The organism is Streptomyces sp. MBT53, from assembly GCF_016654115.1.
In the GTDB taxonomy this organism is placed as follows: domain Bacteria; phylum Actinomycetota; class Actinomycetes; order Streptomycetales; family Streptomycetaceae; genus Streptomyces.
Genome location: NZ_JAEQAZ010000141.1, coordinates 1 through 22,355 on the forward strand (window position 1 = coordinate 1; position 22,355 = coordinate 22,355).

The 22,355-nt window shown below is 69.6% G+C and carries 19 protein-coding genes and 1 pseudogene; 10 read left to right on the forward strand and 10 right to left on the reverse strand.

The window, feature by feature from the left end; all coding sequences use genetic code 11:
• Positions 1–420: 420 nt before the first annotated feature.
• The gene (locus tag JHN45_RS36575) at positions 421–771 is read right to left on the reverse strand and encodes a putative quinol monooxygenase (RefSeq protein ID WP_201053749.1); all 351 of its coding nucleotides are present in this window, start codon (positions 769–771) and stop codon (positions 421–423) included.
• A gap of 159 nt (positions 772–930) precedes the next feature.
• Here JHN45_RS36575 and JHN45_RS36580 point away from each other — a divergent pair, with 159 nt between their 5' ends.
• Positions 931–1,305 (forward strand): MerR family transcriptional regulator, encoded by a 375-nt coding sequence (locus JHN45_RS36580; RefSeq protein ID WP_201053750.1) that lies wholly within the window; start codon positions 931–933, stop codon positions 1,303–1,305.
• A gap of 466 nt (positions 1,306–1,771) precedes the next feature.
• A complete protein-coding gene (locus JHN45_RS36585) occupies positions 1,772–2,251 on the forward strand; it encodes a DUF6193 family natural product biosynthesis protein (RefSeq protein WP_201053752.1) in 480 nt (159 codons plus the stop codon).
• A gap of 90 nt (positions 2,252–2,341) precedes the next feature.
• Here the strand turns inward: JHN45_RS36585 and JHN45_RS36590 are convergent, their stop codons facing one another.
• The gene (locus JHN45_RS36590) at positions 2,342–2,503 is read right to left on the reverse strand and encodes a hypothetical protein (RefSeq protein WP_201053753.1); all 162 of its coding nucleotides are present in this window, start codon (positions 2,501–2,503) and stop codon (positions 2,342–2,344) included.
• Positions 2,504–2,705: 202 nt separating this feature from the next.
• Positions 2,706–2,891: a hypothetical protein gene (locus tag JHN45_RS36595; RefSeq protein ID WP_201053755.1), complete on the reverse strand. Its 186-nt coding sequence runs from the start codon at positions 2,889–2,891 to the stop codon at positions 2,706–2,708.
• A gap of 82 nt (positions 2,892–2,973) precedes the next feature.
• Between JHN45_RS36595 and JHN45_RS36600 the strand changes: the two genes are divergently transcribed.
• Together JHN45_RS36600 and JHN45_RS36605 are read left to right on the forward strand one after the other, a co-directional pair.
• On the forward strand, positions 2,974–4,992 hold the full coding sequence (locus JHN45_RS36600; protein WP_201053757.1) for a LodA/GoxA family CTQ-dependent oxidase: 2,019 nt from the start codon (positions 2,974–2,976) through the stop codon (positions 4,990–4,992).
• Entirely contained in the window at positions 4,989–6,161 is a 1,173-nt protein-coding gene (locus JHN45_RS36605; protein ID WP_201053765.1) for an NAD(P)/FAD-dependent oxidoreductase, read from the forward strand. Before JHN45_RS36600 ends, JHN45_RS36605 begins: the two co-directional genes overlap by 4 nt.
• Positions 6,162–6,822: 661 nt before the next feature.
• Here the strand turns inward: JHN45_RS36605 and JHN45_RS36610 are convergent.
• From JHN45_RS36610 to JHN45_RS36630, 5 genes are all read right to left on the reverse strand, one after another.
• Positions 6,823–7,578: a hypothetical protein gene (locus JHN45_RS36610; RefSeq protein WP_201053767.1), complete on the reverse strand. Its 756-nt coding sequence runs from the start codon at positions 7,576–7,578 to the stop codon at positions 6,823–6,825.
• On the reverse strand, positions 7,575–9,206 hold the full coding sequence (locus JHN45_RS36615) for a serine/threonine-protein kinase (RefSeq protein ID WP_201053768.1): 1,632 nt from the start codon (positions 9,204–9,206) through the stop codon (positions 7,575–7,577). Before JHN45_RS36615 ends, JHN45_RS36610 begins: the two co-directional genes overlap by 4 nt.
• 33 nt (positions 9,207–9,239) lie before the next feature.
• Positions 9,240–9,719, reverse strand: a complete 480-nt coding sequence (locus JHN45_RS36620; protein ID WP_201053770.1) for a DDE-type integrase/transposase/recombinase — start codon at positions 9,717–9,719, stop codon at positions 9,240–9,242.
• A complete protein-coding gene (locus tag JHN45_RS54815) occupies positions 9,682–9,855 on the reverse strand; it encodes an IS3 family transposase (RefSeq protein ID WP_201053772.1) in 174 nt (57 codons plus the stop codon). Before JHN45_RS54815 ends, JHN45_RS36620 begins: the two co-directional genes overlap by 38 nt.
• A gap of 535 nt (positions 9,856–10,390) precedes the next feature.
• Complete coding sequence (locus JHN45_RS36630) at positions 10,391–11,830, reverse strand: MFS transporter (protein ID WP_201053774.1); 1,440 nt, start codon at positions 11,828–11,830, stop codon at positions 10,391–10,393.
• Between the two features lie 204 nt (positions 11,831–12,034).
• Here JHN45_RS36630 and JHN45_RS36635 point away from each other — a divergent pair, with 204 nt between their 5' ends.
• A complete protein-coding gene (locus JHN45_RS36635) occupies positions 12,035–12,706 on the forward strand; it encodes a TetR/AcrR family transcriptional regulator (protein WP_201053789.1) in 672 nt (223 codons plus the stop codon).
• Between the two features lie 138 nt (positions 12,707–12,844).
• On the opposite strand, the gene JHN45_RS36640 is transcribed toward JHN45_RS36635, so the two are convergent.
• Positions 12,845–13,651, reverse strand: coding sequence for a helix-turn-helix domain-containing protein (locus JHN45_RS36640; RefSeq protein WP_201053776.1), 807 nt, complete (start codon positions 13,649–13,651; stop codon positions 12,845–12,847).
• A gap of 101 nt (positions 13,652–13,752) precedes the next feature.
• On the opposite strand from JHN45_RS36640, the gene JHN45_RS36645 reads away from it, so the two are divergent.
• From JHN45_RS36645 to JHN45_RS36655, 3 genes and pseudogenes are all read left to right on the forward strand, one after another.
• Entirely contained in the window at positions 13,753–14,595 is an 843-nt protein-coding gene (locus tag JHN45_RS36645) for an oxidoreductase (RefSeq protein ID WP_201053778.1), read from the forward strand.
• Positions 14,592–15,263 (forward strand): SDR family NAD(P)-dependent oxidoreductase, encoded by a 672-nt coding sequence (locus tag JHN45_RS36650; RefSeq protein WP_201053780.1) that lies wholly within the window; start codon positions 14,592–14,594, stop codon positions 15,261–15,263. Before JHN45_RS36645 ends, JHN45_RS36650 begins: the two co-directional genes overlap by 4 nt.
• Positions 15,264–15,574: 311 nt before the next feature.
• A pseudogene (locus JHN45_RS36655) lies at positions 15,575–16,323 on the forward strand (PHP domain-containing protein); the annotation flags it as partial.
• 203 nt (positions 16,324–16,526) lie between these two features.
• On the opposite strand, the gene JHN45_RS36660 reads toward JHN45_RS36655, so the two are convergent.
• On the reverse strand, positions 16,527–18,548 hold the full coding sequence (locus JHN45_RS36660) for a WD40 repeat domain-containing protein (RefSeq protein ID WP_236584517.1): 2,022 nt from the start codon (positions 18,546–18,548) through the stop codon (positions 16,527–16,529).
• Positions 18,549–18,678: 130 nt separating this feature from the next.
• Between JHN45_RS36660 and JHN45_RS36665 the strand changes: the two genes are divergently transcribed.
• Positions 18,679–19,611: a hypothetical protein gene (locus JHN45_RS36665; protein WP_201053787.1), complete on the forward strand. Its 933-nt coding sequence runs from the start codon at positions 18,679–18,681 to the stop codon at positions 19,609–19,611.
• A gap of 216 nt (positions 19,612–19,827) precedes the next feature.
• Positions 19,828–21,918, forward strand: a complete 2,091-nt coding sequence (locus JHN45_RS53445; protein WP_236584519.1) for a pentapeptide repeat-containing protein — start codon at positions 19,828–19,830, stop codon at positions 21,916–21,918.
• The last annotated feature ends 437 nt before the right edge of the window (positions 21,919–22,355 follow it).

Consider the following 22,355-nt stretch of genomic DNA (forward strand, 5'->3'; position numbering starts at 1 on the left):
CACCGCGTCACCGCGTCACCGGCCTCCATGGCGGCGGCACGCCGCTGCAGCCCGAAGTCGGCCAGCGCCTTCGCCGGCTTCTGCGCCGACGGCTCCGGAGCCATACGGCGTTTGGTGCAACTCCTCGCACGGTTCGACCTCACCGGCAGCGAGCCGCGAGTCCACGTGTGAGGTGTGATCCTTCCGGCGGTTGCGGTTGTCCCGCCGCTGACTACCGAGGTCCGCTCGGCCGATCTTCGGCCTGGCCTGTATGCCTACCCACGGCGCTCCAATGAGGGGCAGCCGCGTCGGGCACGGGTGATGCGCCAGGCACCGATGTCCCAGCCCGGCCAGTCCCTCCAAAGGAGCTGCACCCATCGCGGATACGGCGATCCGGATGCGCCGGCCCCGCGTGGCGCGGGGCCGGCCGTGTGTCGTGGGTCAGGAGAGGGGGTGCAGCCAGTGGGCCTCCAGTTCCCCCTCGACCAGGTCCGCGATGGCGGCGAAGTACGTCTGCATGAACGGCTGCGAAACGTGCGCCAGCAGGTGGGCGCCGGAGGACCAGCGCTCGTAGAAGGCGAAGGCGCCCGGCTGGTCCGGTGTGGTGTGCACCACGTACTGCTCGCATCCGTCCTCCTTGCGGGTGAGGCCGATGATCGCCTGGATCTCGCCCAGCATCCGGCCCTCCCCGCCCGCCTTGGCCCGGGCGTATCCATATACCGCGACCGGCGTGTCCGAGGCGAGGACGGCGGCGGGGATGAGGCCGTCGGGTGTCGTGTCGTCAGCGCTCATGAAGTCCTACTCCGTGGTGGTCGGTTCTGCCGGTGTTGATGGCCGGCTGCTGGAGTGTAAAAGTTGACGTCAACGTCAAAGGCAAGTTGGGTGACGAACCCCGGGACGGCCCGGCAGCAGCCGGGACCCGGCGGCATGTGGAGCAGAGGGAGCGACGGGATGCGTATCGGCGAGGTGGCATCGGCCGCGGGAGTGAGCACGCGGGCGCTGCGCTACTACGAGCAGCAGCAGCTCATCGCGTCGAGCCGCAGCGCAGGCGGGCAGCGCCTCTACACCCCGGACACGGTCGAGCGGGTGCGGTGGATCCAGCTCCTCTACGCTGCCGGGCTGAGCAGCCGGACGATCGTGGAGTTCCTGCCGTGCGTGCACACCGGTGTCGCCGGCCCGGAGATGATCGCCCGGCTTCGTGCGGAGCGGGACCGCCTCGACGATCACATGCGGGACCTGGCCGCCACGCGAGCCCGACTGGACTCTGTCCTCGCCGCCGCCGAGTTCGGCGCGACACGGCCGGCCGGCGAGGCTGCGGGGGTCTGAGGCTCGACCATCACGCGCACACCTTGGCCCGGTGCCCGGGTCTCGAACCGGTCCAGCGTGCGCGTCAGATGCACCTCGGTGTCGAACTCCGCCCAGCTGAAGTCCGAGAACAGCCACTCCTCGGCGTCCTCGGCCCGGATGTGGTCGTCGGCCACCGCGAGGGCCTGGGGGACCAGCTTGGCATCCTCGACCAGAAGCTGCGTGGCATGAGTGGTGTCCAGGACCGGGTCCGGACGCGTGCCGGCAGTCGCCGTGGATGGCACCGCACTCAGTGTCGCGGTCGCCGCCAACCCACCCAGCGCAACCCGCCGTGTCACGTCGAAGGGCACGTAAACCGGGTTAGAACGGTCAAGCGGTCCATGTATGGCCGAGCCTCGTTCCGACTCCTCCGGACGCGCATTCTCACCCGGCCATGATCTCCGTTGTCAGAGCACCGCGTTCAGGCAACGGCCGCGACACTATGACAGTGGACGCGAATGACGAAACCTGCGATCAAGAGTTGCCCCTACCTCCAAGACCAGTTCTGCCAGACATAATTGCAGCACGCAGTCGCGGACCGGCTGACGTTGTCGAGGCTCATTGGCAGTCCCTACGGCTCAGCTGGCAGTGGAGGCACGCAGTACATCAGATCCGCACGCCCGGGCGCCCATATCCGGGCATCGTTCCGCTGCTGGAGGCTGCCGCCGCTCAACCACGACTCCGGCGGCTGTATCCGTTCACCAGCCACTTCGCCCTGCTCTTCAGCAGCTCCACCAGCTACCCCTGGATTGTGCATGGCGGATCGATCGAGCCTTTGCGCAACGGCCGGTTCACGGTTCGCCAACGCAGTCCTTTCGCCGTGATCGGCGAAGTCGAGACCGCCGAAGAGGCTGTGACCCTCCTGCTTGAACTCCTGCCAGCCGGCCCCGAACCCGTCATCACCGCCTCCGCGGAGGAGCATCCGTGACGGTGTGTGGCCACGCTCATCGATATGAGCACCCCGCAGCCTCTGCTCAAGATCATTCAGGATAAAGCGGCCAGAACTGTTTTAGCCCCATCACAGACCCTCACGCCGCAGCAGGGCACCCTTGCCCTCCTTATCGAGCGTCTCGTACTCGGCCAGGATCCTCGTCTTGTACTCCGCCGAGTACCGCCGCTGCCCGGTCGACCGCGGTATCACCTGCGTATCCGGGGCCCCGTGGTCGTTGGTGCTGGCCAATGCGGGCACTCCTTCGTGAGTCACTTTGACAGAGAGGGGATCGTCTTCGAGAACGAGGCCGGGCAGTCGATGACTCCGCCGCGTGCCAGGACCTGGGGCCGGATCGGCCAGACCCCGGTCGCAGGGGTGAGGGGCCGGGGCTCCGGGCGGGTGTCGATGGCGGGCATGGCCTGCTACAGCCGGGCGAGCGGTCCTGGCTGATCTACGGCACTGCCACCGCCATCGACAACAGGGCGTTGCTGAGCTGCGGCGGCGGCCCCACTCCGGTGCGGACGACGCCGTGCCCGAATGGCTCGAACGACGGCGGGACGACTGCCGGTCCTCCGCTACCGGTCCCGCCCGCCGGCAGCGCCGCCTTGGCGTCCCAGGGATGCATCCGCACAGCCATTCGGCAATCTCGATGTTCGGCCGAAATCGCAAGATATTACGTTTATGATCGAACCGGCGGTCCCGCAACGGAAGGCTGTTCGATGGACGTTAAAATCGTGCAGGTGAAAATTCACCCTGCCATTGGTGTCGGCCGGGTCGGCAACAGCAAGGAAACACCCTTCATCGGCCCGGAATCACCGGACCAGAAACCGGAGGACCTCGGCTCGTACAAGGATGGATCCGGGGCGATCCGAAGGCAGGCCGCACGTTTCCGGGTGTACGGCTACAACGCCGCAGGGGAGGTCGTGCGGGAGCTGAAGCCGGGCGACGCGGGTGTTTCCGAGATTCAGTGGACGGTGCACCTGGCCAACAAGAAGGCCGCCTGGTACCAGTTCCATGTGCCGCTCGACATCCCCGAGGGCAAGGCACTCGTGTCGGAGCAATACGGCCGACGAAACGCCGACGTCGCGGGCGCCGACCGGAAGAAGCTGGTCATCGACCCCGGAAGCCGCACCGTTCGCGGCTCGATGACCGAGACGCAGAAATTCGATTCCGGCAAGATCATGGACAAGGCGGTGTATCTCGGGGAGATTTCCACCCATTCCGACGGCCGCCTGCTGGTGCTCGGTGGAAGGGGAAATTCCGCCTCCTACAAGAACAGCCCGATCACCGGAGTCACGAACAACGACACCTGGTACGACGACGTGTCCGACGGCCCGGTGACGGCGAAGGTCCGTATCGACGGCACAGAGCTGACCGCCACCCCCGCCTGGGTCGTGGTGGGACCTCCCCACTACGCCCCCGGCGTGAAATCCGTCCGTACCCTCTACGACCTGCTTTTCGATGTCTTCATCACGGCCGGTTCACTCACCCGCCCGCCGCAGATTTCGTTTGCCGACCATATTGAACCGATACTGCGCCGATTGTGCGATCTGCAGTGGGTGAACCATGGTTTCGCCACGCAGTTCGGCTGGAACGGTCCCAACTTCTTCCTCTCCCCGGCGATGCGGAAGCGGCTGGCCGATCCTTCCCAGCGGAACCGGGAACTGCGCCGCCAGACATACGTCGCCTTGCGCGACTACGGCCGCGACGGCACGTCCCCGGTGCCGTGGCCGTGGCTCTACGGCGACGCCATGGCCAGCAAGCCCAAGTCCGTGCGTCAGCACAGCAAACTGTCCCCGACCCAGGACTGGATGCTGAGTCGTTGGGCCGACGGCGCCTTCCAGGCCGGACCGCTGCAGCAGCCCCGACCGAACGTGGACACCGCCCCGGTCGCCGAGCAGCCGGGGCTGCTGGACCGGGCCGCCCTGGAGAGCTGTGCGGCCGACGCGTTCCACCCCGGGTGCGAAGTCACCTGGCCCATCAGGACCCCGAGCATGTTCAGCGCGCCCTTCCGTATCAAGCACCGAGCCCCGAACACCGCAGAACCCGACTACGGGCCCACCCTCACCCCGCAGGAAGCGACGGCTGCGAACGGCCCGCTGTTCGCGCAGGGGCCAGGCGACCTCACCCGCTGGATGGCCGCCCCATGGCAGGCGGACACCGCGAGCTGCCGCTCGGGCTATGAGGTGCTGGCCAATCTCGGGCCCCGCTACAGCCCGTACCTGCCGACCTTCTGGCCTGCCCAGGTGCCGAACCATGTCCTGAAACTTGAGGATTTCGAGAAGGTCAACACGCCGTCGGCCGGCGGCGACGACAGTGCCCGCGAGGAAGCGTTCGAGCGGCGGGCGACCTGGCTGCGCGGCCTCACGGGCACCATGAACGAGCAGCGCGCACAGATGATCAAGGACTGGTCGAAACTCGGCGTCATCGAGGTGCGCGACTACACCGTGGGCGACGGCAAGTTCCCCGACCGGATCCGCGTGGAGTCGCGCCCGGGAGCACCGCTAGACCGGGCACCGGACACGGCGAACCTGGTCAACCTACAAGTGCCCGAGGCAGGTCCGTCCGTGCTGGCCGCCGCAGGCGGAATCTCGGCGGACAGGCTCGCGCCCGAAACCGTCGAGGCCGATCATGTGGCACAGGCGGTCAGCGAGGCAGCGGAGGCGACCGGCTACCTCGAGGAGGAGATCGCCGCCGGATACCTCGAAAGACTCGACCCGTTCCACGAGGAGCGGTGAGCCCCGCACTGGCTCCGGGCGCGGAAACCTACGACGTGGTGGTGGCGGGCGGCGGCCCGGCCGGCTGCGCCGCCGCGATCGCACTCGCCGGGGCCGGCCGTACGGTTCTGCTCGCGGACGCCGGCACCGGGCCGCCGAAGGTCGGCGAGACACTCGTGCCCGCCGGGCGGGTCCTGCTCGGTGACCTCGGTGTCGCTGACCGTGTCCTCGGGTCCGGGCACCTGCCCTGCTACGGCAGTCTTTCGGCGTGGGGTTCGGCCGACTTGCACGCCGTGGACTTCATCAACGATCCGCATGGCCACGGCTGGCATCTCGACCGGCGGCTCTTCGACCGGCGACTGCGCGACGCCTCCCGCGCGGCGGGAGCCGAGGTCGCCGAGGGCACGGCCGTACGCGGCACGGCCCGGAGGCCGGACGGCGGTTGGAGTCTGGCTCTGCGCGGCGGGACGGGCCCTGCCGATGCTCCTGGGGCGGGTGGGGAGCGCACGGTGTGCTGCCGCTGGGTGATCGACGCCACCGGCCGCGCTGCCGCGATCGCCGTCCGGTGTGGGGCCCGGCGGTGGGTCCGGGACCGGCTCGCAGCCCTTTACGCGCACCTGGAGACGGACGCGCTGGACACCGACCGCCGCTCCCTCGTCGAATCAGACGAGGACGGCTGGTGGTACACCGCCCCACAGCCCTCCGGTGGGCGCCTCGTCGCCTATTTCACCGACACCGACCTGTCTGCCGCCCCGTACACCGCGCGCCACTTTCACCGACGGTTGTCGGCCACCAGGCACGTGTCCCGGTGGACCCACAGGCACGGGCCCCCGCCTGCGACACCAGCCGCGCCACGCCGGGCCGCCGCGCACACAGCGCACCTGGACCGGGTGTACGGGGACGGCTGGACTGCCGCCGGGGACGCGGCGATCGCCTTCGACCCGCTCTCCTCCCAGGGCGTCCTCACCGCCCTCTACACCGGGATGAGCGCGGGCCTGGCCGTCGACGCCCACCTGAGTCGTGTGCAGCGCGGCGCGGACTCCGGCCTCGCCGCCTATGCGCACAAGGTCGAGGCCGCGCGGACTGCGTTTCTGCGGGGCCACCGTCTCGTCCACGCCCAGGAAGCCCGCTGGATCCACCGCACCTTCTGGGCACGGCGCCTGGCCGACTTGCCTAAATCCCTCTACTGAACGCGGTCGGAGCCCCCGGTGACGGCCCGCCCGCCGACCGATGTGGTGCCTGGACATCGAAGTCCCGACTCGGATCGCCCAACCGGGACACAGGCGTCCTCACCGGGGGACGTCCGGCGGAGCCATCGCCCGTCCATGGCGTGCTTCCATCCGGCGGCATCCTCGAACACCGTGCCCGTCACCGGATCCAGGCCCGTAGCCGTCTCCGTCGGGATGGTCACTTGCTCTCGCTGTTGTTCACGCCGCTGTCCGTGGGCGAGTTGGTCGAGCGGCGCGGAGAGGTTTCCCTGCACCTCAAAACTTGTACTACGCGGAATAACGGCGCGGTCCGGTCGGACGGGGTTCCGCCTGCGGATCCGGGGTCCCGTGGTCGTTGGCGCTGGACACCTGGGGCACTACTCCCTCTCCGCCCTCGACTCGATGAATCATCCAGTATGCCTGGCTTGTTCTATTTTGACAGAGAGGGCAATGATGATCGGCAGTTTTATAGAAACAAGAACGTTCTTGGTCTGCTGGTGGTGCATCGTGCGTTCGGTTCTGACCTGGGCGTGTGCGTGATGCGAAGGGTAGGTGGCGTGGGCCGGCCCGTGTATGGTCTGGATCTTGGTCGTGAGTTGTCCGCCCCGGAAGGGCGGAGTCGGCGGTCGATCCAGATGGGCCGTCAGGGACAGTCGTACGAGAAGTGGGCGGCGCTCGCCCGGTGACCGGGGGACAGGATGCGCAGTTCAGCCCATGCCGCCCGGTGGCCCGGTCCTTGGTAGGTCCATCGAAGGTGCAGGCCCGCCTGTCGCTGCCCCCGGACCACTACCTCGTGCAGGACGTCGGACGCTGTGCCGTCGCTTCGGACCCATCGGTAGGAGAGGGTGCCACGACGGCCGTTGGTGGTGACCAGAGCGACGATGTCCGCGGTGCCGTCGCATCCCAGAACCGTCGGCCTCGCCGCGACGGCAACCTGGGTGACCGCCACGGACTGCCCGAAGCGCTGCCAGGCCAGGAGGACGAGGACGGCTACCACCAGCAGCGTCGGCAGGGCGTTCTTGCGCAGCCTCCGACCGCGGGGCGCGGGAGCCGACGACGTGGCGGGAAGCGTCTGGACGGTGCGGTGCGCGACGGCGGCCGTCACACCGGGCCCGAAACGCAGCACGCTGCCCTCGACGCGCTCGGGACGGGTCGGGGAAGCGCTCGACGGGACCGGTTCGACGAGGGTGTCGTCCGTTTCGGGTCGCTGGATCCAGTGGCTGGCCAGCACGGTGGCGCTGTACTCGCTGTCGGGGCTGGAGGTCCGGTCGTCGGGGACGTGGGCTTCGGTGGGCCCGAGGTGGAGTGTGGCGCTGTGCGCGTCGGCGGATGCGAGTGCCCGCGTGGGCTCCTCGCCTTTTGCCGCCGGCGTGGGCGTGTTGTCGCTCTGAGCAGTCATCGGATCTCACACTGCCTGGTCAGGAGCTGCTGCGAGGCGCCGCCGGAAGCCGGTGCCGGAGTGGTCGTGGCCTGGACCGTCCAGTAGCAGCCGTCGTTCTGGAAGGTGTGGTCGACGGTGACCGTGTACTGGGCGGCTCCGCTGCGCTCGAAGGTCTGGGACGCACCGTCGGGGGAGCCGGCCCCTCCACTCGCCCTGTCCGTGAACCACGAGACGGTGACGGAGATCGGCCCGCTGCCGTCCGTGGTGATGGTGATGGTCGCGGTGGAGGTCGTGGGGCCCGTCTGCTGGAAGGCGGATACCGCGACGTTCTTGACGGCAGGAGCGACGGGCGGGGTGGAGGAGGCGGTCGTCGGTGTCGCCGGCGTGGACGTGGGCGCCTCGCTGGGCGTCGTCGACTGCGTGGGTGAGCTGGTGGTGGAGGCGGAAGGCTGACCGGTCGGGGTGGTCGACGGGCCCGAGGGGGAGACACCGGGTGTCGGCGACAGGTCACCTGACGGGGTGGGTGCCGTGGGCGGGGCGGTGGGCGGCGCCGCTTCGGTGCCGGCCCGGGCCGTGGTGGTGGCCAGGGCATCGGCGGTCCGCTCGGTGGCGCCTGCCGAGGCGTGCTGCATTCCGTAGGTGAGCAGGAGGCCCAGGAGCACGGCGGCAGCTGAGACGAGCATGCCTGGTCGGCCGGGTCGCCATGACCGGGCCCAGTCATGGCGTGGTGCCTGGCTCAGGACCGTACGCGCGGTGTCCGTGGTGGATCGGGGGGAGCGGGCCGAGGGCAGGAGCAGTGCCAGTAGGGCCACCAGTGCGGCGAGCCGGGCGCGGCCGCGTTCCTCCCAATCGGCCCCGTATGCGGCGCCGGCGACCGCCTCCAGTTCCGTCACGAACGCCTCGGCCTGTGCCGGCCGTTGGTCCGGTTCCTTGGCCAGACCGCGACGGACCAGTTCGCGCACCGCTGCGGGGACCTCCCCTACCGGGACGGGGGCGTCGACGTGCTGCAGGGCCAGTGCGGCGATGTTGTCGCCCGAGTAGGGTTTGTGTCCCGTCAGGCACTCGAAGAAGGTGGCCGTGGCCGCGTACACGTCCGCGGTGCAGGAGGCGGGTGCGCCGGTCCACTGTTCGGGGGCCATGTAGGACGGGGTTCCGGCCACACCGGCGCTGGTGCCGGTGTCCACCGCGATACCGAAGTCGACGAGTTTGGACGATCCGTCCGTCTCGACCAGGACGTTTTCCGGCTTGTAGTCGCGGTGGACGACGCCGATGCGGTGTGCGTCGGCGAGACCGAGCAGCGATCCCTTGAGAAGGACGAGCGCGGCCTCGGGATGGAGTGGCCCCTGACGGGTCAGCAGCGTCCGCAACGAGACACCGTCCACCAGTTCCATGACGATGGCGGCGCCCTGCGGGCTCTCCACGTACTCGTACAGGCCGGCCACGTACTGGCTCTGCAGGCCGCCGAGCAGGCGCGCCTCCGCCCGGAAATCGTGCACGAAACCAGGCCGCGTGCGCAGGGACTCGCTGAGGTACTTCACCGCGACCCGTACGCCGGTGTCCGCGTGCACGGCCAGCACGACCCGACCGCTCGCACCCGACCCGAGCTCGAGAGACTCGGTGTATCCGGGCACCACCCATGTGCTCACGTCATCCCCCAGACCGCGTGCCGCCGTACCTGATCAAATCCTGGAGCGGCTCGACCATTGCGTTAAGAGACATATTTTCAGCCACGGCGGTTGCGGAGCAGGACAATGCCGATTCCCCGTCGTCGGTGTCAGGGGTCGGGTCTGCCGGTAGCGACAGCGCAGCCGACCAAAGTGCGCTTGCCACTCGTCCCCATTGATGACCCGTACCGCTTCGACCCTTTTCGTGCATCGCCTCGGCCAGCCCATTACAGCGTCCACGACGAAGACCGTTTCCTTCACAGTGGCCGCGGACCAGCCGACGATCCGGCGGGAGAACGTGTCCACGACGAAGGCGACGCAGACGACACCCGCCCAGGTCTTCACGTAGGTGAAGTCCGCGACCCTGCAGCGGTTCGGGTCGGCGGCGACGAAGTCGCGGTCCAGCAGGTCCGGCGCCCGTTCGGCCTGCCCGCCGGGCAGCGTGGTGATCACGCGTTCACCGCGGACCGCTCCGGTGATGCCGAGTTCGCGCATCAGGCGTTCGACGGTGCGAGCGGGCCACCGCATGTCCCTGCCGGTTCAGCTCGCACCAGATCTTCCTGGCCCCGTAGACGCGGTAGTTGGCCTCGCAGACCTTGGTGATCTGTTCCCTGAGTTCGGTGTCCCGCACGGTCCTGGCCGACGGCGTGCTCCGGCGTTTGTGGTGGGGGTAGTAGGTGGAGGGGGGCGATCTTGCAGTCGTGTCCGGTGAGGGTTCTGCAGATCGGCCCGACGCCGCCGAAGCGGTCCCGGTGCTCGTCGATGAACGCTACGAGCGCGCGTGTGGCCCGTGCACGCCCCACCGATCGCCAACAGCCCGACATTGACGCGAAGAAAGACGCCGCGGCTTTGAGGATCTCGTTGGCCCGCTTGAGTTCGGAGTTCTCCTTCAGTGCATTGAGCTGGGCGGACTCCTCCGTCGTCGTCCCAGGGCGTGCCCCCGCGTCGATCTCGTACTGCTTCACCCCGTTCCGCAGCGTCTCGCGGGAACCGATGTCGAGCTTCTCGGCCACCGCCTGCAGAGCGGCCGTCTCGTTCGGGAAGTCGTTGCGCACCTCGGCGACCATGCGTATCGCACGACGGAGGAGCTCAAGCGGGTAACGGGGAAGGTCGTGCCATGACTCGATCATTTCATGAAATCGAGCCTCTATTCGAACCGGAGCGGTTCAGCTGTGGGATTTGGTGAGGCTGAGGGCGCCGAATGCGGCGATCGGTCCGACGATGACGGCGAGAAGACCGTAGGTGATCTGTTCGCCGTGGAAGAACGATGTCACGAGGCTGTGGCTCCAGGTGCCTGCGGGCAGTTGGGTGGTGACCAGGGCGGCGATGAGGGTGCCGACCAGGGCGGTGCCGATGCTGGAGCCGACCTCTTGGGCGGTGTCGTTGAGGGCGGCGCCCATGGAGGTGCGGTTGGCGGGCATTGCGTCGACGAGGGCGACCGCGCAGATCGTCATCACGGTGCGCAGGCCGACGGTCATGATCACCATGCAGGCCGCGATGGGGGTGTATCCGTGAGTGACACCCCAGGACAGGCCGGCCAGCGAACCGGCCAGGCAGGCCGCGCCCACCAGGCAGGCGACGCGGTGGCCGAAGTGGCGGGCGAGCCATTCGGACAGCGGGGTCGCGACGAGCATGGTCACGATGATCGGCAGGTTGGCCAGCCCGGCCCGTACCGGGCTCCACCCGTAGGCGTACTGGAAGTGCAGGATCAGGCCGAACATGATGCCGGCCATCGCGATGGACGTGCCGATCTGCGCGATGGCGGCGCCTCGGACGGTGCCGTTGGTGAACAGGCCGAGATCCAGCATGGGGGCGGCGGTTCGGTGCTCGTGGCGGACGAACGCGATCGCGGCCACGACCGCCCCGGCGATCGACGCCAGAGTGATAGTGGAGAGCCAGCCGTGCTCGACACCGCTGGTCAGCGAGTAGCAGGCGAGCCCGATGGTCGTGACGCTCAGGGCGGCGCCGGGTACGTCGAGCGCGTCCTTGGTCAGGTCCTCCGGCCGGTCGGCCGCGACGCCGAGGCGTACGCCGATGCAGGCGATCAATGCGATGGGGGCGTTGACGACCAGCAGCCACTCCCACCGCACGTGGGCCAGCGCGGTGCCGCCGAGCAGCGGTCCGAGGACGAAGCCGGACATGCCCACGATGATCATCACGGTCATGGCGCGCATCCGCAGCGCCTTGTCGTCGAAGAGGCGGAAGACGAGGGAGTTCGTGATCGGGGCCATCGCGGCGGCGGCTATGCCGAGCGCGGCCCTGAGTGCGATGAGCTCGCCCGCAGTGGTGACGAGGGCGACGCACAGGCTCAGTGAGCCGAAGACGCCGAGCCCGATCAGCAGCACCCGGCGGCGGCCGAACCGGTCGGCGATCGACCCGGCGGTGAGCAGCAGTCCGCCGAAGGTCAGCGAGTACGCGCCGGTCACCCACTGCAGCGAGGTCGTTCCGCTGCCGAGGTCGCGGCCGATGGTGGGCAGGGCGATCGACAGGAGCGTGTTGTCGACCATCTCGACGAAGAAGGCCAGGCAGAGGGCTGCCAGGGGAATCCACGCCGCACGTAGCGACGGGTAGACGCGTGCGGGTGTGTGCAGCGTGGTGGTGGTCATCGCAGGCCTTCCGGTCGAACGCGGTTCGGTGGTCGAACGGCGTACGTTCATCGAACGCTGTACGGGTATGGAACGCCGTACGATGCGGTACGATAGAACAACGTTCGATACGATGCAAGACGCGATGGGACAAGCGAGGGGACGACAGTCATGGCACGCCTGCAGAGCCGCTCGGGCACAGGACGCCGCAGGGCCTCGCACTCGATGGAGTCCGTGCTCACGGAGGCGGTGGCTCTGCTGGACGAGGCCGGGCCGTCGGCCCTGACGTTCCGGGCACTCGCCCAGCGCCTCGGTGGCGGCGTGGCGAGCATCTACTGGTACGTCGAGAGCAAGGACGAACTCCTGGACCGCGCCACCGACCACGTCATGGGCACGGTCCTGGCCGACGTCGAGAGCCTCCCGCACCGCGACGACCCGATCGACGCCCTGCGAGAGATGGCCCTGACCCTCTTCGACGCGATCGTCGAACGCCCCTGGCTGGGCGCCTACTTCATGCGCAACACCGACGTCCAGGGCAACGCCCTGCGCCTCTACGAGAAACTCGGCCGGCAGACACTCCGACTTGACCTCACTTCACTCCAGCGGTTCTACGCGGTGTCCGCGGTCGTCGGGGTCGTCGTCGGCTCCGCCGTCGACCTGGGCCAGGAGCCGCCCAAGGAGATCCTCGACGGCGCCACGACCCGCGAGGAATTCCTCGGCCGCTTCGCCCGGACCTGGCGGGCACTCGACCCCGAGGAGTTCCCGTTCGTCCACGAGATCGTGGACGAGTTTGACGGCCATGACGACATCGACCAGTTCCGCTCCGCACTGGAACTCACCCTGACCGGCCTGCGTCTGCAGGCCGGGCCTGAGCACCGGTCTGCTCCCAGGCCTTGACCACCGCGCCGCAGTCGGCCGTCGAACAGAGACTGAGCTTCAGAGTCAACCAGTCGGCGGCAATACAGGACGCTTCGGGGTGGCCTGCCTTGGGCTGGGGCCGGCGCGTCAGTGACCGGACTGGTCCGCCCGTGTCGGTCAGGCGAGTCCGCGCAGTGCTTCGTCGTCTTTGCCGCCGGATTCGGGGAAGTACACATACAGCACGTGGCCCCCGGGTCCGGCGAGTGCGAAGGTCTCGAAGTTGAGGCGGAGGACGCCGACGCCGTCGACGCGCAGCCGTTTGTCGCCTGCTACGCGGTCATATACGTCGTGGGAGTCCCACAGTGCCCGGAATGCGTCGCTGCGTTCGCGCATGCTCGCGAGAAAAGGGTCGAGTTCCGCGCCGTATGCGCTTGAGGTGGAGCGCAGGCCGGCGACAGCCTGCTGGCTGATGTCGTCCCAGTCGGGGTAGACCACCGGCGCACGCGGGTCGAGGAAGGTGAACTCGATCAGGTTGTGCCCCGGGTTCCACGCCGGGTTGACGCGGGCGGCGAGCGCGGTGGCGGCCAGCACGTCGCGGTTGGGGGCGACGACGAACGCGGGCAGGTCGGCCCAGCGTTCCAGCAGGCGCAGCACCCCCGGCCGAACGGTGTGGTCAGGGCTGGCGTGGGTGTCGGCCGGGGCCAGCGGTGGCGTCGTGAGCGACCACAGGTAGGTCCGCTCGGTGTCGTCCAGCCGCAGCACGCGGGCCAGGGCTTCGAGGATCTCGCGGGACGGGTGCCGGTCACGGCCCTGCTCGATCCGGGTGTAGTAGGACGGGCTCAACCCGGCGAGCAGCGCCAGTTCCTCGCGGCGCAGGCCGGTGACCCGGCGTCGCGTGCTGTCGACGACGCCGGCGGAGGCGGCGTCGATCTTTTCCCGGCGGCTGCGCAAAAACGAGCCTAGCTGGTTGTCGTCATGTGCCATCGAGAGCGACCTTACCGCTGGTCACTCGGTGGGGCTGACCCTCCGAGAGCCACCCTCAAGGGGGTGTGGCACGTCCACGCCCTCGCTGGTGACATGGAGTCATGTCGAACGAAACACACTGGCTGATCACCGGATGCTCCAGCGGCCTGGGCCGGGCCCTGGCCGAGTACGCCCTGGACCGGGGTGACCGGGTCGCCGTCACCGCCCGCGACCGCGCGACCGTGACCGGCTTCACCGAGAGGTACGGCGACCGCGCGCTGGCCCTGGAGTTGGACGTCACCGACCCAGCGTCGGTGGCCGCTGCCGTGCAGGCGTGCGAGGAGACGTTCGGACGCGTCGACGTCCTGGTGAACAACGCCGGATACGGCTATCTGGCCGCTATCGAGGAAGGCGAGGACACGGCCGTCCGCGCACTGTACGAGACCAACGTGCACGGCGTGGTGACCGTCCTCAAGGCGGTGCTGCCCAGCATGCGAGCCCGTCGCTCGGGACGGGTCATCAACGTCTCGTCCTTCGGCGGCCTGGCCGCCTTCGCCGCGACCGGCTACTACCACGCCACGAAGTTCGCCCTGGAGGGACTGTCGGAGTCGATGCACGCCGAACTCGCGCCACTGGGCATCGCGGTGACGATCGTCGAGCCGGGTGGCCTGCGCACCCAGTGGGCGGGGGCGTCGATGCGGCAGTCCCCGACGCGCTTGGCCGACTACGAGCAGACCGCCGGCAAGCGCCATGACTCCACACTGGCCGTGTCCGGCCGTCAGCCCGGCGACCCGGCACGGGCCGCTGCAGCGATCGCCGCGATCGTGGACACCGAGGCACCGCCCCTGCGGCTGCTGCTGGGCTCCGACGCGCTCGCCGGGGCACGCGCCCGCCTGGACCGGATGCGCGGCGAGATCGACGCCAACGAGGCGTTGACCACGAGCGTAGACCTGGTGCGGGCATGAGTGACGCTGGGGCGCGAAAGGGTACGTTCGTCGTGATCGGTGCCGGGCCGGGCCTTGGTGCCGCGGCGGCCCGCCGGTTCGGCCGCGAGAGACATCCCGTCGGGCTGATCGCTCGCGGCGCCGAAAGGTTGGCGGCGGTGGCTGACGACCTGATCTCCGAGGGTGTGACGACGGCGACCGAGGCCGCCGACGTCACCGACGCGCAGGCGCTCGCAGCGGCGCTGGGTGGGCTGCGCGAACGCCTCGGCCCGATCCAGGCGGTGCTGTTCAGCCCCCGGCCGAGCCTTTCATGGATCAAGCCCGTGCTCGACACCGAGCCGTCGGACGTCGCGAGCGCCCTGTCGTTGAGCGTCGTCTCAGCCGCGGCGGCCGTCCGCGCGGTCCTGCCCGACATGCGCCACCGCGGACACGGCACCCTGCTGTTCACCACCGGCGGCGCCGCCGTCGAACCGCACCGCGACCGCGCCGTGTCGGGAATCGCCTACGCCGCCGAGTCCGCCTACGTACGGATGCTCCACGACGCGCTCACGGACCAGGGCGTGCACGCCGCGCAAGTCACGGTCGTCGGGCCCATCGGCCACGGCGCCCGGCACGAACCGGACGCGGTGGCCCAGGAACTGTGGCGGCTCCACACCGAGCGCGACCGGCCACTGGTCGTCCTGCGCTGACACCACCCCACGGTGCCGTGTGGAGGTGGAGCGGACCCCGAGCCTCTGCAAGGCCTCCCAGAACGGCACGTACCGCGGTTCGTCCAGGTAGTGGCCCAGTGCGTGGTCGTTGACCAGCGCGTCCCACAGGCCGAGTCCGTCACGGCGCGGCGCAACTCCGCGGCTGCCTGGAGCGGATCCTGCAGCGCGACCGCGGCCAGGCCCCGGAACCGGTCGGGGTGCTCGCCGATCACGGCGCCGAGGAAGTCGTTGGCCATCCGGGCACCGGCCCTGTTCACTGCCGAACCGGACAGTGACGATGCTGGCGCGCTATGGGCGGTTTTACCCACCTCAACATCGTCTCCGGGTTCTCCGCCCGTTTCGGCGCCGCCCACCCGGGCAACTGGTTCAGCGAGCCGCCGAGCGCGGCATGACCGCGCTCGTCCTGACCGTCCGCGACGCCGTCACCGGCACCGTACGGTTCGCGCAGGCCGCCCTCGCGCACGGCCTCCGCCCGATCTTCGGCATCAACCTCGCCGTCGCCCCGCTCGCCCCCGCCCCGGCCCAGAGCCATCGCACCCCGGTCCGCGGGGGCGCTCACGTATCCGAGCCGCCCGTCCGCGTCGTTCTGCTCGCCCAGTCCCGCACCGGCTGGGCACGGCTGTGCCGGCTGACCTCCGCCGCCCACGCCCACGGCGGCGGCCCGCCTGTTGTGATCCGCGACGACCTGCGCCGGCACGCGGGGGAGGGACTGACCGTCCTGCTCGGCCCCGCCTCCGAACCCGTCCGCGCTGGCCGCCGGCCGAGGCGACCTCGCCCAACACCTCCTCGTTCCTTGGCGGCAACTTTTCGGAATCCGACTGCGCCTGCAAACCTGCTGGCTCGGCCGCGCCGGCACCGGGTCGGCTCGCTGCGCCTGGCCGCCCGCATCCTCACTCTCGCCGACCAGGCAGGCATCCCCGCTGTGCTGACCAACGCCGTCCGCTACGCAGACCCCGACCAGTACCGCCTCGCCGACGTCCTGGACGCCGCCCGCCTGCTGCGCCACCTCGACTCCGGAGAGCGCTGGCTGAAAGCCGAGGCGGTGAACTCCTGACCCGGCGTCGTGGGACGTCATCCTCGTCCGGCGCGGCTTGCCCACCCACCACCGGACGAACCGCGCGGGCGCGCCGTCCGGGGAGTTCGGGCCACACGTCGGTCTGGCGCGCGTATCGCTCGGGTTCCCGGCATCCGTCCCGTTGCTCGGCGCGATGCGGGACGGGTTGCGGCCGAACCCGCTCACTGTCACGTGAGCGGGAGGCTGAGGACTCCGCAGTCGTGTCCGACGATCAAGTCCGAGCCCGCTGTGGCCAGACAGGTGAGCGCCACGTCCAGGGCGATGTGCTGCATCGCGCCGGTCTCCGGTTCCCACCTACGCAGTCGGTGACCGTGACGGGTACCGGTGACCAGTACCGTGCGGCCGCCCTGCAGGGTGGCGGTGATGACCGGCAGGCCGGCGGTGCCTGTGGAGACGGGCAGCCCGTCGCCGATCGGGGCACCGGTGGCCGGGTCCCACAGCATGACCACGCCGCGGTTGTCTCCCGTGGCCAGCACCGTTCGGTCGGGTGTGGGCACCGCCACCACAGCCGCCACACGGTGGTCGGCATCGGCGAGGGCACCTGCGCTCAGTTGCACGGCCGCGCCCTTTTCCCAGGGGTCGTCGACGGCTGGATCCCACACGTGAAGGCGGCCGGCGGTGTCCGAGGCCGCGATCAGCGTGTGGTCGGCGGCGATCGGGACGGCGGCGATCGACTGGATCGGACTGCCATAGGGGTTGAGGCGGCCGACGCACTCCCCGGTATCCGGATCCCACAGGCGGACCGCACCTCGGGGGGTGGCGGTGACGAGCAGGGTGCGGCCGTCGGGGATGGTCGCGGCACACATTCCGGTCACCCCGCCGGGCCAGTCGCCGGCCGGTTCACGAACCGGTCGCCCGGTGGCAGGGTCCCACAGGCCGATCGTCCCGGTGCCGCCTCCGCTCGCCAGAAGGATGCGGCCGTCGGTCAGGGGCAGAGCCGTCATCGAGCGGATGCTGTCAGGATGTCCTGGCAGCGGGTCATGGACGAGCCGGCCGTCGGCCACGTCCCACAGGCACACCACGCCCGCGTCCCCGGCGCCGGCCACGAGCGTCGGCCGACCGGGGCGGGACAGCACCGCCAGTGAGCTGACACCCCCGAACGGACCGGGCCCGGAACCGGAGAACACCGACATACGGCCCCAGAGTGTGCCGTCGGCCGCGAGCACCACGTTCCCGCCCTGCCGGAACCGAGTTGCTGCCTCACCCGTTCTTCCGGCCGCCGCCGACTCCATGGCAGCTGCTCCGTCGGAGTCCGTCCACGCCTCCGTCGAACGGTGCTGGGGGCGCGCACCGTCCGGGTTGTCCGCCAGGCCGTCAGCGATCGTCCATGCCTGCTCGCAGTCCCAGCAGCGGAAGTATCCAGTGAGCGACATCAGTTGGCGGGCCAGTTCCCCTGCGGCCCGTTGTGGGATGCCCCTGACCGCAACCATGCCGGCGATCAGGCACAGGACGGCCTGCCCCGGCGTTTGGGGAGGTACCCCCGCCACCGCGACTTCGCGGGCCACCCGCAGGAAGGGCTCCCACTCCGTCCCCAGCGCATCCTCCCGCAAGGCTGCGGCGACCTCCTCCCAGGGATGTCCTCCCTGTCGGGCAGGTGCGGGAGCAGGCAACCCCGGAACCTCGGAAGGCGGACGCGCCGGGTTTACGAAGAACTCGGTGATCTCGGTGTCGCTTCCGCACCCGGGGCACACCAGGAGGAGGCCGCTTTCCCGAGGATCGAGGAGCCGCCCCAGCGCTTCGCCCATGTGGTGGCCGGCGGAGGCCACGCAGGAGAGCGCGAGGTGGGCGCAGACCTGCGCGGGAATATCGGCGACGAGGAGACTTCGGGTGGCCGCCCGCTCGGCCGCACGCAGAGCGGCGCCGAACCCCGCCTCCAAATCGGCGGGGACGGGGGGCCTGTGATCGGCCGTCATGATGAATCCCAGGTCCACCCAGAAGTCCACGGTCTGTCCCGGGGGCAGGGCCGCCGCCGCCTCCACGAGATGCGGCAGGGCCGCATAGGCCCCGTCGGCGACGACTCCGTCATCGATCAGGCCGCCGGCCAGGTATGTCCAGGTCTGCCGCCACGCGTCGCCGCTCCCGGTGGCAGCCGCGGAGGCCAACTGCTCCAGGAGTGCTTCCACCTCCTCGACCTTCACACCGTCGAGATCACGCCAACGAGCGCTGTGCAAGGGCAGCTTCGGAATCATGGAACGAGTCTCGCAGGAGGTACTGACAATAGGGTCGGGTGGAGAACGGGCCGTGACTGCGGCAGGGAAGGGGATCTGGTCGATGGGACGTATGTCCAATCCATATCTGCCGGGCACGGACCGAGGAGCATTGATCGTCCTCGACACCGACCAGCTTGAACTGGCCGGCTTCCCTGACGGGGGCGTGTTCAGGATGCTGCACACGACGGCCGACCTGCACGGGCACACCCTCGCGGTGCCCCAGACGGTTGCGATGGAGCACCTCGCGCACCGCCACTTCGAGGCCCAGCAGCTGGCAGGGCGTTCGTCGGAAGACGCTGCCCGCCGCCGGCGTGAGGCTCTCCACGCGTTCTTCACGATCCTGCCGACGCCTGAAGGCGCCGCGGAGAAGGCCTTTCACCGCGTGGCCGAACGCCGTCTCCCCGCCCGAGCCGCATCGGTCGACGGAGGCGCCGGCAAGGACGAAGCCCACAGCATCCGGGACACCGTCGTCTGGCTGACCCTGCTCGCCGCTTTCGAAGACCGGAACCAGATGCTCTGGTTTCTCTCCGGTAACCAGGACTTCGCCGCGCGCTCCGCGTTTCACCCCGATCTGCGTGCAGAAGCAGAACAGCGTCTGGGCACGGACAGATCCCTTTTCCTGGGTCTGATCAAGGACGGCATTCCCGCGCTGTTGAAGCGATGGGGTACCAAAGTGACGGTAGGTGCCCAGGACCTGGACCATCTGGTGCGGTCGGAGACGGTTGTGCAGCAGGTGCAGGCCGTGATCACAGGGCCTGCGCGGCCTTTCGCCCCGGACTTCCCGGTGCCCGGCACGGATTTCCTGGCCTTTGACGGCCGGCTCGGCAGACCTCTGGCCTATCAGGTCGACGACAGGCTGTGGGTGCCCAGCCGAATCCGCTGGAGGGCCCACGGGAAGGAACACACGTGTTCCGGCTCCTCGTTCATCATGACGCGGTTGCTGCTGGAGGTCAGCGTCGAGCCGATACTCGTGCTGGGCGTGACGGTTCTGGACGTCAGCCCTGGCGAACCATCCGCTGCGAGAGAGCGGTATGAGACCTGACGCTCGATCGAGGCCCTGCACGGCGAGGGCCGCGTCCGTTCCTCGCGGCGAGATCCGCCTCGTGGACGGCACCGGTCAGACCACGTTGTCGGGAGCGACCCGTCGCGGCCGGCCCGGGCGCCGTGAAGCACCCCCGGTCCGTCACCCCGGTGCGGCGTCAACCAGCCTGTGGAATGGCGCTGTTGGTGATCGACGCCCGACCCATATCGTTACCTCATGTGGTCATATGCGGTGTGGGGGCTGGTCGGTGCCGCCCTGTACAGATGTCTCATCGTCCGGGCTGCTCTCCTGCGCGACGAAGACCCGTTCACACACCGGTACGGGCGGTGGGACTACCCCGACGGGCCCGGCGCCGGCGCCCTCGTCGCAGGCCTGTGCCTGCACGCGCTCCTGGGTGCGGCGGTCGGTTGTACGGCGGCGACTTGGGCCGGCACGGCGGGGGCGGCGAATGCGGTCAGGTCCCTGATCGCGCTGGTCCTGGGGGTCATCACCCCCATTGTGTTCAAGCCCGTCGGCCGGCTCGCGCTCCGGATCCTGGTACCCGATGCCCTGGACGGGGGAACGGAGATACGGCTGACCGACCGCCGGTACTGGTACACGCCGCCCGGTCACCCTCCCGTGGCCGCCGACGGACCGTACCCGTGGGCCGACGAACTGGCCCGGCGCATCCGCGCGCAGGAGGTGGCCCGGCCGGTCAACCTGAAAGGCGCCCACCTCAGCGGGGCGGACCTGACCGGGGTGGATCTGCCCTGGGCCTACGCGCAACTGGGCACGCTGCCGGGCGTGTGCCTTCGGGAGGCGAACCTGTCCCGGAGTTTCTTCTATGTGGCGAATCTGATCGGTGCCGACCTGACGCGGGCTCGCCTGGACCGAGCGGAGCTGGGCTCGGCGAGGCTGGTCCGGGCACGGCTGACAGAGGCCGACCTGACCGGAGCGCATCTGACGCACGCGGACCTGCTGGAAGCGGACCTCGCGGGAGCGCGGCTGCGCGGAGCGGACCTGGGCGGGGCGGTGCTCGTCCGGGCGAACCTCGCCGGTGCCGACCTGACCGGGGCGTGTCTTGAACGGGCCGACCTGACGGGTGCCGACCTGAGCGGCGCGGAGCTGACGGGCGCCAACCTGGCCGGGGCGCAGTGGACCTCACAGACCGTCTGGCCCATCGGGCCGGCCGACCGGATGCGGGACGATTCGGAGCAGCTCTTCGATGACGTGTACCGCGTGCACGGCTGGTCGCCCGAGCCCTACAAGTCCAAAGAGAAGAGTCAACCCCCTTTCTTCCAACGGCTGTTGATCGCCTTCTGTGATGCCGCCCCGGCGTTCCGGCCGCTCCGCGCCGGTGACGTCGGCCACGGAAAGGAGACGCGGGCCTCCCGGCCCGCCAGACCCGTCGGCCGGGACGGACTCAGGAGTGCGCTGAAGTCCGGCACGGCCGTTTCCCTGTCAGGCGCGCGGCTGCACCGTATCGATCTCGTGGGCGTGAGCCTCGCCGGAACGGACCTCAGCCGGGCCGACCTCACGAAAGCGATCCTGACGGGCGCCGACCTGAGCCGGACCGACCTGACCCGGACCCGCCTGACGCAGGCGAACCTGTCGGGAGCCAATCTGAAGGGCGCGAACCTGGCCGGAGCGAACACCGTGAGCGCGGACGTGACGGGGGCGATCCTTACCGGCGCGAACCTGGCCGACGTCTATCTGGCGGACGTGGATCTGTCCGGTGCCCGCCTGACCCGTACGAACCTGACCGGCGCCCTGTTCTCGGGGACGAAGTTGACCGGGGCCGACCTGAGCGACTCCGACCTCACCGATGTCGCCCTGAACAAGGCCGACCTTCGCGGCGCGAAACTCCTGCGAGCCCAGCTGACCTCCGCTGACCTGAGCGAGGCCGACCTGACCAAGGCCATCCTCACCGAAGCCGACCTGACCTGCGCCCATCTCTTCGCCGCGGACTTTTCCCAGGCTCAGATGATCAGGGCCAGGCTCACTCTGGCCTTTCTGTTCAACGCGAAGCTGACGGGCGCCGATCTCACCCACGCGGACCTGGCCGGAGCCGAGCTGACCGGAGCGCGCCTCAGAGGGGCCAAGCTGGTCGGAGCCCGGCTGCGCGGCGCGGACCTGGTCGGGGCCGACCTGAGTGGAGCCCGTACCGACGGTGCCGACTTCGCGGAGGTGGTCTGGTCCAGCACGACCAAGTGGCCCGGCACGATCGCCGGGGCTATCCGGGATCGCTCCGAAACAGCTCCCGACGGCACCTTCCGCGTACGCACCACCACCCTGGGCAAGCACCATTCCCCAGCTCGGGAACCTTAGATTCAACCGGTCAGAGCAACAGTGCTGGTTGAGGACGGCTTACGTGGCGAGACTGGGTCGGCCGGACACGGAGGCCGTCGAGCTGACCGATGTGCAAGCCCCTCGGCAGCCGTGGGAACCGCCGCGCCGGCACTTCCGCGCGGTGGTGGTGCACGAGAGCGGACGGCTCATGCCCTGTGTGTCACCACCGGGGCCCACCCCATTGAGAACGCCCTCGCCCTCGCGGACGACCTGCTCCAAGAACGGCGCCGGAGCGCGGAAGTTCCGAGCACGGGCAGCCCGGACACCGGTCGGGCTTCCCCTACTCCGGCCGCCTGAAAGCGCACCGGCTCAGCCGGCGCGGCCGTTGTGCGGGAGGCTGAGCGGGGTTCACGGGGCACGGGTCGCCCGCCCGATCTCCGCCGCACCCGCCGGAGGTCCCCCGTTATGTTTTCCGC